This is a genomic window from Rhodococcus qingshengii JCM 15477, from assembly GCF_023221595.1.
Lineage (GTDB): Bacteria > Actinomycetota > Actinomycetes > Mycobacteriales > Mycobacteriaceae > Rhodococcus_F > Rhodococcus_F qingshengii.
Window position 1 is genome coordinate 585001 of sequence record NZ_CP096563.1, and the last position, 15000, is coordinate 600000.

Below are 15000 nucleotides of genomic sequence, written 5' to 3' on the forward strand. Positions count from 1 at the left end.
CGAATAGGGCGATCGTAGTGGCATGCTCTAGACCCGAAGCGGAGTGATCTACCCATGGCCAGGTTGAAGCGACGGTAAGACGTCGTGGAGGACCGAACCCACTTAGGTTGAAAACTGAGGGGATGAGTTGTGGGTAGGGGTGAAAGGCCAATCAAACTCCGTGATAGCTGGTTCTCCCCGAAATGCATTTAGGTGCAGCGTCGCGTGTTTCTCACCGGAGGTAGAGCTACTGGATGGTCTAGGGGGCCCACAAGCTTACCGAAATCAGCCAAACTCCGAATGCCGGTGAGTGAGAGCGCGGCAGTGAGACTGCGGGCGATAAGGTTCGTAGTCGAGAGGGAAACAGCCCAGATCGCCAGCTAAGGTCCCTAAGCGTGTACTAAGTGGAAAAGGATGTGGGGTCGCGAAGACAACCAGGAGGTTGGCTTAGAAGCAGCCACCCTTGAAAGAGTGCGTAATAGCTCACTGGTCAAGTGATCCTGCGCCGACAATGTAGCGGGGCTCAAGTACACCACCGAAGCTGCGGCATTCACGCAATAGCCCCCAGTTGATCCACGGATTTTCTGGCAGGTGTGTGGATGGGTAGGGGAGCGTCGTGTGGCCATGGAAGCGGCAGGGTGACCTAGCCGTGGAGGCCACACGAGTGAGAATGCAGGCATGAGTAGCGAAAGACGAGTGAGAAACTCGTCCGCCGAATGACCAAGGGTTCCTGGGCCAGGTTAATCCGCCCAGGGTGAGTCGGGACCTAAGACGAGGCCGACAGGCGTAGCCGATGGACAACGGGTTGATATTCCCGTACCCGTGTGAACGCGCCCATGGTGAATCAGTGATACTAACCATCCTGAAGCCACGAGAAGACCTTCGGGTCTCGAGTTGGTGGATGCATGGGACCTGATCTGGTAGTAGCCAAGCGATGGGGTGACGCAGGAAGGTAGCTGAGCCAGTCAGTGGTAATACTGGTGTAAGCGTGTAGGGCGTGACCTAGGCAAATCCGGGTCGCACATAGCCTGAGACGTGATGCGTAGCCGATTGAGGCGAATTCAGTGATCCTATGCTGCCGAGAAAAGCCTCTAGCGAGCTTTCACACGGCCCGTACCCCAAACCGACACAGGTGGTCAGGTAGAGAATACTAAGGCGATCGAGATAACTATGGTTAAGGAACTCGGCAAAATGCCCCCGTAACTTCGGGAGAAGGGGGGCCCTGTCTGGTGACGACATTTACTGTCTGAGCTGGGTGGGGCCGCAGAGACCAGTGAGAAGCGACTGTTTACTAAAAACACAGGTCCGTGCGAAGTCGTAAGACGATGTATACGGACTGACGCCTGCCCGGTGCTGGAAGGTTAAGAGGACCGGTTAGTTCTTCGGAGCGAAGCTGAGAATTTAAGCCCCAGTAAACGGCGGTGGTAACTATAACCATCCTAAGGTAGCGAAATTCCTTGTCGGGTAAGTTCCGACCTGCACGAATGGCGTAACGACTTCTCAGCTGTCTCAACCGTAGACTCGGCGAAATTGCATTACGAGTAAAGATGCTCGTTACGCGCGGCAGGACGAAAAGACCCCGGGACCTTCACTACAGCTTGGTATTGGTGTTCGGTTCGGTTTGTGTAGGATAGGTGGGAGACTGTGAAGCGGTGACGCCAGTTATCGTGGAGTCGTTGTTGAAATACCACTCTGATCGAATTGGACCTCTAACCTCGGACCATGATCTGGTTCAGGGACAGTGCCTGGTGGGTAGTTTAACTGGGGCGGTTGCCTCCCAAAATGTAACGGAGGCGCCCAAAGGTTCCCTCAGCCTGGTTGGCAATCAGGTGTCGAGTGCAAGTGCACAAGGGAGCTTGACTGTGAGACTGACAGGTCGAGCAGGGACGAAAGTCGGGACTAGTGATCCGGCACCGGCAAGTGGAAGCGGTGTCGCTCAACGGATAAAAGGTACCCCGGGGATAACAGGCTGATCTTCCCCAAGAGTCCATATCGACGGGATGGTTTGGCACCTCGATGTCGGCTCGTCGCATCCTGGGGCTGGAGTAGGTCCCAAGGGTTGGGCTGTTCGCCCATTAAAGCGGCACGCGAGCTGGGTTTAGAACGTCGTGAGACAGTTCGGTCTCTATCCGCCGCGCGCGTTAGAAACTTGAGGAAGGCTGTCCCTAGTACGAGAGGACCGGGACGGACGAACCTCTGGTGTGCCAGTTGTTCCGCCAGGAGCACCGCTGGTTAGCTACGTTCGGAAGGGATAACCGCTGAAAGCATCTAAGCGGGAAGCCTGTTCCAAGATGAGGTTTCTCACCCCCTCGAGGGGGTAAGGCCCCCGGCAGACCACCGGGTTGATAGGCCAGAACTGGAAGTGCAGTAATGCATGCAGGTGACTGGTACTAATAGGCCGAGGACTTACCACAAAGAAGCTACGCGTCCACTGTGCGGTATCTGAAACAACACACAGATACTGATGAGAAACCCTGTTTTCTCCATCCCCCAACACCAGAAACTGGTGTTGACGGGTGGTGAAACCAGGTGATCAGAAGAAGGTTACTGTGACAGTTTCATAGAGTTACGGCGGTCATAGCGAAGGGGAAACGCCCGGTCCCATTCCGAACCCGGAAGCTAAGCCCTTCAGCGCCGATGGTACTGCACTCGACAGGGTGTGGGAGAGTAGGACACCGCCGAACACACATTAGAGAAGCCCCCCAACCAGTACTGGTTGGGGGGCTTTCTCGTACCCAAAACACCCCCGACTTCGAGCGAACAGCACTGTCGTCGCCCCAGATCGACCCAACGCACCGTTCACACCATCAGGGGCGGGCACGCCGCCGACTCACCACCGCGTCCGGGATCGAGTGAACGGCACTCTCACCCTCTTGGACGAGGGGAACGGTACGTTCACACCATCACTGAAAAGTGTGCGCGCACCACAGGTCTCGTCAGTCGAAGGTCAATCTCGACACCAACCTGCCACGGAACCCGTCGAGCGTGGCTAGGCTCGGAAGAGGTGCCCCGTGTGATCGGGCCCACCTCACCTGTGCACGCGTGATGACTACGGAGGCTTCGATGACCGATATTCTCGACCGCACCAAAATCTATGTTGATGGCGCCTGGATCGAATCCACTGGCAGCGGTCGGATCGACGTTCTCAATCCGGCTACCGAAGAGCTGATAGGAACTGTCGCCGAAGGCACTGTCGAAGATGTCGATGCGGCCGCGAAGGCAGCACGAAAGGCTTTCCCCGCTTGGTCTGCACTATCCGGCGGCGAGCGAGCCGAATATCTTTCCAAAGCCGCGGCGATTATTGCCGAACGTACCGATGATCTTGCGGCGCTGGTTTCGCAGGATATGGGCATGCCGATCGGATTCGCGAAGCCCGTGCAAATCGGAATGCCGCTCGCGAATTTGAATGCATTTGCCGAATTGGCTCGCACTTATGATTTCGACGCTCACGAGGTCGGGAATTCGCTGATTGTTCGCGAACCTGCGGGTGTTGTCGGCGCGATCACTCCCTGGAACTTCCCGCTCCACCAAGTTGTCTTGAAGGTTGGCGGTGCGCTCGCGGCGGGCTGCACCGTGGTTCTCAAGCCCACCGAGGTTGCGCCACTCATCACGTACGCTCTCGCTGACATCTTCGACGAAATTGGTTTGCCTGCAGGTGTATTCAACCTGGTAAGTGGCTACGGCCCGGTAGTGGGTGAAGCCATCGCCGGCCACCCGGAAGTCGACATGGTCTCCTTCACCGGGTCGACTCGGGCAGGCAAGCGAGTGGCCATCGTCGCCGCGGACACCATCAAGAAGGTCTCGCTCGAGCTGGGTGGCAAGTCGGCGAACGTCATTCTCGACGACGCCGATCTCGAAAAGGCTGTCACGGACGGCGTCGCAAAGTGCTTCATCAACTCGGGCCAGACCTGTTCGGCGCTGACGCGTATGTTGGTTCCCGCGGAGAAGGTGGATGAGGCAGCGGCAATTGCTGCTGCGGTCGCCGCTCATTTCCCGGTAGGTGATCCGACTCAGCCGACTTCGGTGCTTGGTCCTCTGGTGAACGCGAATCAGCTGGGACGCGTTCGCGGATACATCGAGAAGGGTGTGTCGGAAGGTGCCACCGCAGTTGTCGACGGTCGCGAAACCGGTCTGGCCAGTGGATATTTCGTCGGTCCGACGGTGTTCGCGAACGTGACCGAAGACATGACCATTGCGCGCGAGGAGATCTTCGGACCGGTCCTCTCGATCATGGGCTACAAAGACGAGGCCGACGCAGTGCGGATCGCCAACGGCACCGAGTACGGACTGGCCGGTGGCGTTTGGTCAGGTGACCCCGATCGCGCGGATCGCGTCGCGCGGCAACTGCGTGCCGGGCAGGTCGAGGTGAACGGCGGCGCCTTCAACACGAATGCTCCGTTCGGTGGGTACAAGCAGTCGGGCGTCGGGCGCGAGGCCGGCACGTTCGGGCTCGAAGAGTTCCTCGAGATCAAGGCGATTCAGAGATAGTTTGTTCGAGAATGGCGATGCTCCCGTACCAAGTGCGGGAGCATCGCCATTTTTGTACCCGGATCAGGACTTGGCGGCATCCAAATGCTGAGCCGAGATGTTCGCCAGATGTGTCAGGTCCGAGGCCACGGTCGCGAACGTGTAGCCCTCCCCGAGCCGTTGTGCCGCAACCTGACCGGAAGGTGTGTGGATTCCCGCAGCGACTCCGCTGACGGCGGCAGCTTCGCGCACCCTGGTGAGCGCTGATTCGAATTCCTCGGCGACGTCCGGATCGTTGGAGTGCTTACCTCCGACGGCGATTCGTAGGTCGGACGGCCCGACGTACACGCCGTCCAATCCGGGCACTGCGCAGATCTCTTCGACGTTCGCCAGACCCTGTGGGGTCTCGATCATCGCAAATACAACGGTGTCGCGGTTCGCGTCGGCGGGAACGGGGCCGATACGGAGTTGCGAGCGCATGGGTCCGTAGGAGCGGATGCCGAAAGGCGGATACTTGGCGGCTGCCACGGCGGCCGCTGCCTCTTCGGCGTTGTTGATCAGCGGAACGATGACGCCCACAGCGCCCGCGTCGAGTGCACGGCCGATGGGCGTCGGATTGTTTGCCTCGACGCGCACCATCCCGACGGTGGACGGTGACGAGTCGATGGCGGTGAGCCCGGCGACCATCCCCGAATAGCCGATCAGGCCGTGCTGCATGTCGAGGGCAATGTAGTCCCAGCCGACGTGCGCGATCCATTCGGTCGAGATCGGGCTGTCGATGACGGACCAATATCCGAGTATGCGTTCGCGTCCTCGGATGCGTGCGGCGAATTCCTGTGCTGACATAGTGAAGAACTCTTCCTGATGAAGGTCGGGTGTTTCAGCGGTTGTAGTTGGGCATGGGGCCTCGTAGGGCGGCACCGACGAGATCACACTCTTCGACGGTCGAGGCGTCGAGTGGACCTCGCCCGATGGCCGCGATATTGGATTCGAGGTGCGTTACTTTGGATCCTCCGAGGAGCAGCGATCCGGCGACGGGCTTGCTGACCAGCCAGCGCAACGCAAGCTCGGTCAGGGAGATGCCCGACTGCTCTGCGATTGCCGTCAGTTGAGCGATCGCGTCGAATATCTGTGTGTTCCAGTATCGCTCCTTGTACATCGACGCAAGACGTGAGTCGCCGAATCGGCCGTCGGCGGGACTTTCGTCGAAGGTGTGGCGCCCCGTGAGCAGGCCCCCACCGAGTGGGTTGTAGACCATGGTGGTCAGTCCGGTCACGTCCGCGAATTCTGCGTATTCTTCTTCGATGCGACGCGCGAGCAAGTTGTAGAGCTGCTGTGCGACGATCGGTCGGGGAGCTCCGACTGTGTCTGCGGTGTAGTTGATTTCACTGATTTGCCACGCTGCGAAGTTGGATACGCCGAGTGTGCGGATCTTGCCCTCGGCAACCAGTTCCGCGACGGTGGTGAGAGTTTCGGTCAGCGTGACGGTTCGGTCCGGCTGATGGAGATAGAACAGGTCGACGTAGTCCGTGTCGAGTCTGCGCAGGCTTCCTTCGACGCTTGCTCGGAGCCCCTCTGTCGAGAGTGGGCTGTTGTCGCCGGCATCGGGATGCGGCATTCCCGCTTTGGTGGCGAGAGTGACGGAATCGCGTCGGCCGTGGAGCAGCTTTGCCAGCATGCGCTCGGACTCGCCGCCCGCATAGCCGTTGGCCGTGTCGATGTGAGAGATACCGGCGCCTAGTGCTGCGTCGAGCATCGATCCGGCGCCCGATATGTCGACCGTGTCTCCGAATGTCATGGTGCCGAGCACCAGTTTCGGAAGCTCGAAGGGGGCGGTCATCAGGCAACTCCTCGTGATTCGGTCTGCTTGGCTAGCAAGTTCTTGGACAGGGCTGCCACCACGTGGCGTGGTTTGATGCCGACCATGGTGGTGGGATCGAGAGCAGCGCCTCGTAGTGCGCGGGTGTACGGCTCGCGCGGACTGGCGAGAACTGTGTCTGTGGAACCGGATTCGACGATGGTTCCTTTCGACATCACGACTACGGTCTCGCTGATTTCTCGGACGACGCCCAAGTTGTGTGAGATGAAAACGTACGTCAGACCGGTATCGGCCTGAATTTCACGTAGGAGCTCGAGTACCTGCGCTTGCACCGACACGTCGAGAGCGCTGGTCGCTTCGTCGCAGACCAGGATCTCGGGTCCGCTGGCAAGTGCACGAGCAATTCCGATGCGCTGACGTTGGCCTCCTGAGAACTCCGCCGGACGCCGGTGTAGTGCCGAGCTGGGCAAGCCAACGCGATCGACGAGTTCTGCTGCTGCCTTTGCGCGTTCAGACTTGCTCCGAACACCTTTGAGGCGCAGTGGTTCTCCGATGATGTCCTCGGCAGTCAGATGAGGGTCGAGCGATCCGTACGGATCTTGGAACACCATTTGAACGCGAGAGCGGTAGGGGCGCAGCGACTTCTCCGACATCTGCGCGATGTCATTGCCGTCGACGAGAATGCGTCCACTGGTCGGTGTGAGGAGTCGGACGATCGATCGAGCGATGGTCGACTTGCCACATCCGGATTCGCCGACGATGGCCAAGGTCTTGCCCTTTTCCACCGAGAAGCTCACAGCATCCACGGCTCGGAAAACTCCGTCGGGAACCGGATACTCGACCACGAGATCTTCGACGGCGAGAAGTGGCGTTTCGTGGCGGGTCATGCCGAGGCTCCGATCTGTGTTGAACGGGCGGGGTCGCCGTCCCAAGGCCCCAGTTGAGGTATGGCGTCGAGAAGCTTTTGTGTGTAGGCGCTTTGCGGTGAGTCGACGAGAATGTCGGCACTACCGGTCTCCACAAAACGTCCGTCCTTCATCACGTAGATGCGATCGGAGACCAACCGCGCAACTCCGAGATCGTGAGTGATGACCAGCATTCCGATCCCGGTGCGCTCCTGCAACTCGAGCAATAGATCCAGAATCCCGGCCTGAACGGTTACGTCCAGTGCGCTGGTGGGTTCGTCGGCCACGATCAGTTCGGGGCCGGCAGCAAGAGCGCCGGCGATCAGGACGCGCTGCAACATTCCACCCGACAGTTGATGCGGGTACTTGTCGAGTTGCTGATCCGGATACGGAATGCGTACCTGCTCGAGCAGTTGCACTGCCCGCTCGATTTGTTGCTTCTTCGCGGTCACACCGCTGTGGCGCACTGCTTCTCGAAGTTGGCTGCCGATGGTGTGGACGGGACTCAGAGCCGTCATCGGGTCCTGGGGGATGAGCGCGATGTGTTTTCCGCGAATATCGTTCAGGATCTTCGTGTTTCCGAGAATGTCCTGACCCTTGAACACGGCTTTCCCGGAAAGAACCGCAAGATCGTCCGGAAGCAGTCCGAGAATCCCCATGGCTGTCGTCGACTTTCCGGAGCCGGATTCACCGATGATGGTGACGGTTTCACCGGCGTCGATGCAGAAGGACACGCCGTCGACGGCTCGGATGACGCCGTTCGCCGTGACAAGTTCGATCTGGAGATCGTCGACCCGTAGTAGATTTCCCATGTCTCACGCCTTCGCTTTCTGGGCGCTGCCACGCCCGAACAGGCTTGCGCCCAGTCGTTTCGAACCTGCAGGACGATCGCGCAGACCATCGCCGAGTAGGTTCACTCCGACGACCAGCAGCACGATCATCAGACCGGTCAACGTGACGATCCACCATGACGTGGTGATGTAGTCCTGGCCGTCGGCGATGATTCGTCCCCAGGTAGCGAATGGACGTTGCGGTCCGGCGCCGAGGTAGCTCAACGAACTTTCCAGCAGTACGGCCTGCGCGAGCAGCAGCAGGACGACGAGCGATGCCTGCTTGACGATGTTGGGAATGACGTGACGAAGCAGGATGGCCATGCGGGTAAGTCCGAGGACTCGAGCTGCAGCTACGTAAGGCTTTTCGCGTTCGACGAGTACCAATGAGCGAGTCAACCGTGCGACTTCGGGCCACTGTGCGATCGCGATGACAAACGTGATGACGGGAATGGACGGGCCGAACAGCGCAACAACGAGAAGCAGCATCATCAGCAGAGGCAGAGAAAGCTGTGCTTCGAGTAGGCGGGAGATCACGGTGTCGACCCAACCACCGAAGTACCCCGCGGCGGATCCGGCGACGATGCCGATGACGCCGGAGACGATCACGGCGAGAATACCGATCGTCAGAGACACCTGGCCGCCGTGCAGGATCCGTGAGAGCAGATCTCGTCCCAACTGATCGGTGCCGAAAAGATGGCCGTCGGTGAGAGGCGGTAGCCGTCGACTGCTCAGGTTGGTCTGGTTCGGATCTGCAAGGGGGAGTAGTCCCGCCAATGCAACAGGAAGAATCACCAGGAGCGCGCAGATCGAGCCGGTCCAGATCTTGGCTCGGCTGTCTCGCTTACGGCGCGTGGCTCCGGCGCGTGCGAAGTCTGCCTCGGTGACCGCGCTGGCGCGTGGAGTTGTTGGAGGTTCCAAGACGGTAGTCATCAGTTGGCGCCCTTTCCGAGTCGCACGCGTGGATCCAGGAGGGGGTAGAGGAGGTCCACTGCCAGTTGCACGAGCACGGCGAGAACCGCGGTGACAAGCACGGTGGCCTGGATGAGCGGGTAGTCGCGAGTCTCGAGTGCGCGGACCACCAGCGAGCCGACACCAGGCCAGGCGAACACGACCTCGACCACCACGACGCCGTTCAGCATTCCGGCGAATCTGGTGCCCAGCGCGGTGACGATCGGAATCGCCGAATTACGCATCGCATATCGCCAGGTGAGTTCGCGTTCCGATACTCCGCGAGAGCGTGCGACCGTGATGTACGGAGAAGCGAAGGCCGAGACCATTTCGCGTCGAACCATCCGGGAGATCAACGCGATCTGAAGGATGGCGATGGTGACGGTAGGCAGGATCAACGACGGCCATGTGGTGAAACCGGCTGCCGGGAGTACTGGGATCAAGACCGCGAAGATCGTCACCAGCATCAGGCCGCTCCAGAACTCCGGCATGGACTGCCCGCCGACGGCTACGACGTTCGCACCGAGTTCACGTCTGGTGTCCGCGTGACGGGCCATCCACACGCCCAGCGGAATCGAGAGCACGGCGGTCAACAGAATGGAGCTGACGGCAAGGGTGATGGTGTACGGGAGACGGCCGAGGACAACGTCCATGGCCGGCGCCTGGAACGAGTACGACGTGCCGAGATTCAGGTGGACGAGGTCCCACAGGTAGATCAGGTATTGGGAGAACACCGACTTGTCCAAGCCCATGTCAGCACGGATCTGTGCGAGATCCTTGGTGCTGGCCAGCGGTCCGGCCAAGGCGTAGGCAGGATCGCCGGGTGCCATTCGGATCAGGACGAACACTGTTGTGAGCGTGAGGAAGATCGTCAAGGCACTCTGTGCCAGACGTTTGAGCACGTATTTGACGGTCGGGTTGATCCTTGTGCGTCGACGCGGAGAGATTCCGAGAGCGGTTTGCGGTTTCGGAGCGGTGAGAGTCATCGCCTCAGGCCTCCAATCGGACGGCGCCGAGGTCGTAGGAGTTGATTGGGGTCAGTGAAACATTTTGTACACGAGTGCGTTTCGCAAGGAGTGCGTTGGGTACGAAGCTCCACAGGCAAGGCCAGGTGTTCCAGATGTCTTGTTGTGCGGCGTCGAGTAGAGCGGCGCGCTTGGTCGGGTCTGGTTCACTGGATGCGGCTTGGATCTTCGCGGTGATTTCGGGGAAGACGTACCCGTGATAGGTGTCGCGAGTTGCTTCCTTCTCCGCTGTGCCGGCGTACATCCCCTGCAACGTGGTCAGTGCAAGTCCGGTCTGGTTGCCGTAGCCGTTGCCCAGCACATCCCAGTCGCCGGTCTTGCCCTGGCGCCAGGACGAGATGTCACCGCCCGGTTCGAACTGCTGGAGTTTGACGCGTACTCCCACGGCCTTCATCATTTCGAGTACCGATTCCATCACCGAGACGTCGTTGGTGAACTCTCCGGTTTCCCAGATGAAGGTGAGTTCGAGGTCGTCGGCACCTTCGGCCTCGAGCATTTGCCGCGCTTTCCGTGGATCATATTGGTAAGTACCGGTTTTTACGGCTCCGTCCAAGGTCGACGGTGCGGGGCCGGTGGCCGGGACTGCGGAACCGATCAGCACGTCCCGAGCGAGTGACTCACCGTCGATGGCATACGTGAGAGCTTCTCGGACACGCGGATTGGACAGTGGGTGATCGGCGGGCTTGCGGAAGTTGAAGAACAGTTGGTTGATGCGTGTGCTCGGTACTGTGTCCACCTGGACACCAGGCAGATCGGCGAGTTGTTCGGCGGAATCGGGACTGATCGAGTCGATGACGTCGACCTCGCCGCTCCGAAGCGCGACGACGCGGCCGGCCTCTTCGGGAATGAAGCGGACCTGAACACGACGAACGCCGGGGGCCGGGCCCCAGTAGTTGTCATTGGCGACAAGTGTGTAATCGCCGGTGCCCCGGTTCGATTCGCTGACGACGAACGGTCCCGACCCGATTCCGCTCTGCAGTTCGTTGGGTTCGTTGGCAGCGGCCGGGGTGATCAAGATGTTGGACATGAGCGAGTCCAGAACCGGCACCGGGGAATTCGTCCGAAGGATGAAGGTGCGATCGTCGATGGGGACGACCGTCGGCCACTCGGGGAACTGCGGTGCGACAAACGATCCGCTGACCTGCTGGTACATCTGCATTGCCGTCGTGACGTCGTCGATCAGCACAGGTGTGCCGTCGGAGTAACGGATGCCCTCGCGGAGTCGAACCGTCCACTCGGTCGGGCCGGTCGATTCGAACCTGTCAGCGAGAACGAGTTGCGGTGTCAGATTGTCGCCGATCCGGGTGAGACCTTGTCTGACGCCACGTTGAGCCGTGACTGCTGCGTCGAATTGATTGAGTTTGTTGTCGAGGCTGACGAGCGAGCGGTTGAGCCCGAGCACCAGGGTGTCCTGTGTCGGTTTCCCGGTAGGGCCGGCGCACGCGGCAGTCGTGCCCAGAAGCGTTGCGCCACCGATCAGCCCGGTGAACTGCAGAAAGGATCGCCGGGAGAGCTGTGGTGTTCGCAAACGAGTATTGGTCATCGGTGACCTTTCGATCCTGACGGGGCAGCGTGGGGGCGACGCTCCGAGCGGACTGTTGGTGAACAATCGCGTCGGGCTCTCGCTTGTAACTCAGCTCACAATGGCACTGTTGCGCACTTCGCGCAAGTCCCGTAACTTCGATTGCGTACTTCGCGCATCGGTTGCGATGCTGTGCAAACTCGATTCAGACCGAAAGGGGGTCGAGGAATTCGATGAAACCACTGGTAATCATCGCTGATGATCTTTCCGGAGCAGCGGAGTCGGCCGCAGGATTTCTGCTCCGCAGTTCGGGCATATCGCTTCGGCTCGGCCCAGATGCGCCCGACGGATCAGGAGTGACGGTTTTCGATCTGCACTCACGGCGATCCGACCCCGCCAGAGCCTCTCGGGACGTGAGATCAGTTCTGCAATCGTCTGACGGCTCCGAGATCGTCAAGAAGATCGATTCCCTGCTCAGGGGCAACATAGCAGCGGAGGTTGGAGAACTCTCCCGCGACGGATCCCCGGTCATCGTCGCCGCCGGACTGCCCAGACAAGGGCGCACGGTGCAAGACGGCGTGGTGTTGGTCGATGGGGTTGCGTTGCACTCCACCGACCTGTGGCGCGCGGAGTCGAAGCCGACTCCTCGGTCGATTGCAGAGGCGCTCGGCCCGTCGGCAATCACTTCTGGCGTATCGCTGGATGACATTCGCTCCGGTCGTTTGATCCAGGTTCTTGCGTCGATCTCAGAAGCCGGGTCGGTGGCGATCTGCGACGTCGAGACCGAGAGTGATCTGGAACTGATTGTGGCTGCAGCACAGGAGGTTCGGGGTTCTCGATTGGTAGGAACCTCGGCGCTCGCGATGGCAGTGGCACGACGAAGAACCGTGCAGTCACCCGTCGCGTGCCCATCTCTTCGTGATTCTCGATTTACCTTGGTCGTCGTGGGGACGGCGGATGCGTCTGCCGGGGACCAAGTGGCATTGCTTCGGGATTCAGGGGCGCATCATATCGAAGTGAACAGTGCTGAGCTGCTGGCGCATTCGGTCGATCCGCTTCCGATTCTGAACGCACTGGTTCGCGGAAACGTCGTGGTTTCGGTAAGTGGACCTGTCGTGCCTGCAGAATCCGTCCACCTCGTTTCGGCTCTCGCCGATCTGATCGCTGCCGTCGATGCAGGATTCTCCCACGACGAGTACCCGATCGACCTGGTACTTACCGGTGGCGAAACCGCGCGCAGCGTTCTCGACCGCCTGCGGATCGACACGCTGTCACCGATTTACGAAATCGAACACGGCGCCGTACTTTCCGTCGATCGCACCGGACGGTACATCGTCACGCGGCCAGGCAGTTTCGGGAATGCACACAGTCTTTTCTCCATAACGAAGTTTCTCGCGCACCCCACCCCGGTCGCCGCTCCGGACAGTCCACCTTCAGTTACTCCTTCAGACAACGAGGTCAATCCCATGTCAATCGAATCCACTCCACTGCCGCTGATCGCTGTCACGATGGGCGACGGCGCCGGCGTCGGACCGGAAGTGATCGTCCCCGCACTCCTCGACGCCGAAACGAGAAAGCGTTGCCGCCCTGTTGTTGTCGGCGACGCGAAGCGTTTGCGATTGGCTGCCACGGTGCTCGGAATCGACGTCGACGTGGTCGCGATCGAGGAGATCAAGGATGCTGAATTCATCGATGGACGGATCAACGTCATCGACCTGGACTTGCTACCCGAGGATCTCGCCTGGGGTGAACTGTCGGCAGTCGCGGGAGATGCGGCCTATCAATATATCCGCGTCGCAAGCGAACTCGCCGTACGCGGTGAAGTCCAGTCGATCTGCACGGCGCCGCTGAACAAGGAAGCGCTGCATGCGGCAGGACACATCTATCCCGGACACACGGAATTGCTTGCGCACCTGACCGGTACCGAGGAGGTGTCGATGATGTTGTCGACCCCCAAGCTCAAGGTGATTCACGTGACCACTCACATCGGACTGCTCGATGCAGTTGCCAGGATCGAGCCCGGCCTGGTCGAGAGGACCATTCGTCGAGGTCACGAAGCTTTGGTGCGCACGGGCAATCCATCTCCGAAAATCGGCGTGTGCGGGATCAACCCGCATGCGGGGGAGAACGGGCTTTTCGGGTACGGAGAGGAAGAGCAGAAGATCATTCCCGCCGTTGAACTCTTGAAGGCAGAAGGAATCGACGTCCACGGCCCACTGCCGGCGGACACGGCATTCTTCCTCGCTGGACGTGGGGACTACGACTTGATCGTTGCGATGTACCACGATCAGGGGCACGGCCCGGTCAAGGTTCTCGGGATCGAGGCCGGCGTCAACATCACCGTCGGGTTACCTGTCATCCGTACCTCCGTCGATCACGGAACCGCTTTCGACATTGCAGGTAAGGGCATTGCCGAGGCCGGTAGTATGGTCGAAGCGCTGCGGCAGGCGGCCGAATTGGCAACCAGCACATTCGTTTCCAAGTAAGAACCACGGTTTGTAGGGGGAGGAGCGATGGCCATCCGGGAGTCGGAGGCGAGGCGGTCGGAGATTGCGAGGCTCGCTCGCACCAGCGGTCTGGCCAGTGTCGAGGATCTGTCTGCCCAATTCGGGGTGACTGCATCCACGATTCGTCGCGACCTGAGTCAGTTGACTGCCCAGGGAGTAATTGCTCGAACGTACGGCGGGGCGATTGCTCTCAACCCTCATCCGGAATCCTCCTTGCGTCAACGCGCAATGGAGGGATTCGACGCCAAACGGGGCATCGCCGAATGGGCTGCTGAGCAGGTTCGGCCCGGGGAAACCGTACTTCTTGATGCAGGTACCACCGTCGGAGCGATGGGAGAGTTCTTACGTCACGTGACGAATTTGACGGTGATCGCTGCAGGGCTGACGGCGCTCAAGGCGTTAGCCGACGCTGATGGCGTTCGAGTCGAATGTCTCGGCGGGACGCTGCGGCAGCTCAGTCAAGGATTCGTCGGGCCACTGGCGGAAGCGTCGCTGCAGCGGGTGTCGTTTGACAAGGCATTCCTCGGTGCCGATGCAGTTACGGCTGACCTGGGTATTTGTGAAGCTGAGCTCGATCAGACCCGGCTCAAGGAAATGATGATCGAACGTGCCGGCGAGGTCTACATCCTCGCCCACTCCGCCAAGCTCGGTGAACGTCCTTTCCATGCGTGGGCGCCGATACCGCCGGGGGCCGTGCTGGTTACCGATGCTGCAGTAGACGCAAAGCAAGTCGCGTTGTTTGAGGATGCAGGTATCCGAGTCCAAGTGGTGTGAGTTCCCGCTGCGTGCCGATCCGGGCACGGTGTCCGGCGTCACATGATGTCCGAATTCGTGAAAATCGACTGAAATGGGCAATCTTGCTGGGGAAATGGATACCTCTGAGTCTCTGACCTGTGGATTTGTCAAAGACTTCGGCGGACGCGTAACTTATTCCAAGTCAGAGCGACACGGACACCGACTCCCGCTTCACGGCGAGTGACACGAGGTTGTACGAA

10 protein-coding genes and 2 rRNA genes (1 of these 12 only partly in view) are annotated in these 15000 nt (G+C 59.9%); 5 read left to right on the plus strand and 7 right to left on the minus strand.

Annotated elements, in window-relative coordinates; translation table 11 throughout:
• The 3 genes from M0639_RS02700 to M0639_RS02710 all read left to right on the plus strand — a co-directional run.
• Positions 1-2393 (plus strand): 23S ribosomal RNA (locus M0639_RS02700) (it extends 740 nt beyond the left edge of the window).
• Positions 2394-2546: 153 nt separating this feature from the next.
• Positions 2547-2663 (plus strand): 5S ribosomal RNA (gene rrf, locus M0639_RS02705).
• A gap of 379 nt (positions 2664-3042) precedes the next feature.
• Positions 3043-4467 carry an aldehyde dehydrogenase family protein gene (locus M0639_RS02710; protein ID WP_007732506.1) on the plus strand — a complete coding sequence of 475 codons (1425 nt, stop codon included), beginning with the start codon at positions 3043-3045 and terminating at the stop codon, positions 4465-4467.
• 63 nt (positions 4468-4530) lie between these two features.
• On the opposite strand, the gene M0639_RS02715 is transcribed toward M0639_RS02710, so the two are convergent.
• Genes M0639_RS02715 through M0639_RS02745 form a run of 7 tightly spaced genes read right to left on the minus strand, consistent with a single transcriptional unit; the run spans position 4531 to position 11519 of the window.
• Positions 4531-5292, minus strand: coding sequence for an HpcH/HpaI aldolase family protein (locus tag M0639_RS02715; RefSeq protein WP_007732505.1), 762 nt, complete (start codon positions 5290-5292; stop codon positions 4531-4533).
• A gap of 34 nt (positions 5293-5326) precedes the next feature.
• The gene (locus M0639_RS02720; RefSeq protein ID WP_058038190.1) at positions 5327-6286 is read right to left on the minus strand and encodes an aldo/keto reductase; all 960 of its coding nucleotides are present in this window, start codon (positions 6284-6286) and stop codon (positions 5327-5329) included.
• On the minus strand, positions 6286-7152 hold the full coding sequence (locus M0639_RS02725) for an ATP-binding cassette domain-containing protein (RefSeq protein ID WP_007732503.1): 867 nt from the start codon (positions 7150-7152) through the stop codon (positions 6286-6288). Before M0639_RS02725 ends, M0639_RS02720 begins: the two co-directional genes overlap by 1 nt.
• A complete protein-coding gene (locus tag M0639_RS02730; RefSeq protein ID WP_058038189.1) occupies positions 7149-7982 on the minus strand; it encodes an ABC transporter ATP-binding protein in 834 nt (277 codons plus the stop codon). The genes M0639_RS02725 and M0639_RS02730 overlap by 4 nt, the downstream gene beginning before the upstream one ends.
• A 3-nt stretch (positions 7983-7985) precedes the next feature.
• Positions 7986-8933 carry an ABC transporter permease gene (locus tag M0639_RS02735; protein WP_064075609.1) on the minus strand — a complete coding sequence of 316 codons (948 nt, stop codon included), beginning with the start codon at positions 8931-8933 and terminating at the stop codon, positions 7986-7988.
• The gene (locus M0639_RS02740) at positions 8933-9937 is read right to left on the minus strand and encodes an ABC transporter permease (protein WP_082893328.1); all 1005 of its coding nucleotides are present in this window, start codon (positions 9935-9937) and stop codon (positions 8933-8935) included. The genes M0639_RS02735 and M0639_RS02740 overlap by 1 nt, the downstream gene beginning before the upstream one ends.
• Before the next feature lie 4 nt (positions 9938-9941).
• On the minus strand, positions 9942-11519 hold the full coding sequence (locus M0639_RS02745; protein WP_007732494.1) for an ABC transporter substrate-binding protein: 1578 nt from the start codon (positions 11517-11519) through the stop codon (positions 9942-9944).
• Between the two features lie 212 nt (positions 11520-11731).
• On the opposite strand from M0639_RS02745, the gene pdxA reads away from it, so the two are divergent.
• Positions 11732-13984 (plus strand): 4-hydroxythreonine-4-phosphate dehydrogenase PdxA, encoded by a 2253-nt coding sequence (pdxA, locus tag M0639_RS02750; RefSeq protein ID WP_064075610.1) that lies wholly within the window; start codon positions 11732-11734, stop codon positions 13982-13984.
• 27 nt (positions 13985-14011) lie between these two features.
• A complete protein-coding gene (locus M0639_RS02755; RefSeq protein ID WP_064075611.1) occupies positions 14012-14779 on the plus strand; it encodes a DeoR/GlpR family DNA-binding transcription regulator in 768 nt (255 codons plus the stop codon).
• Positions 14780-15000: the final 221 nt, after the last annotated feature.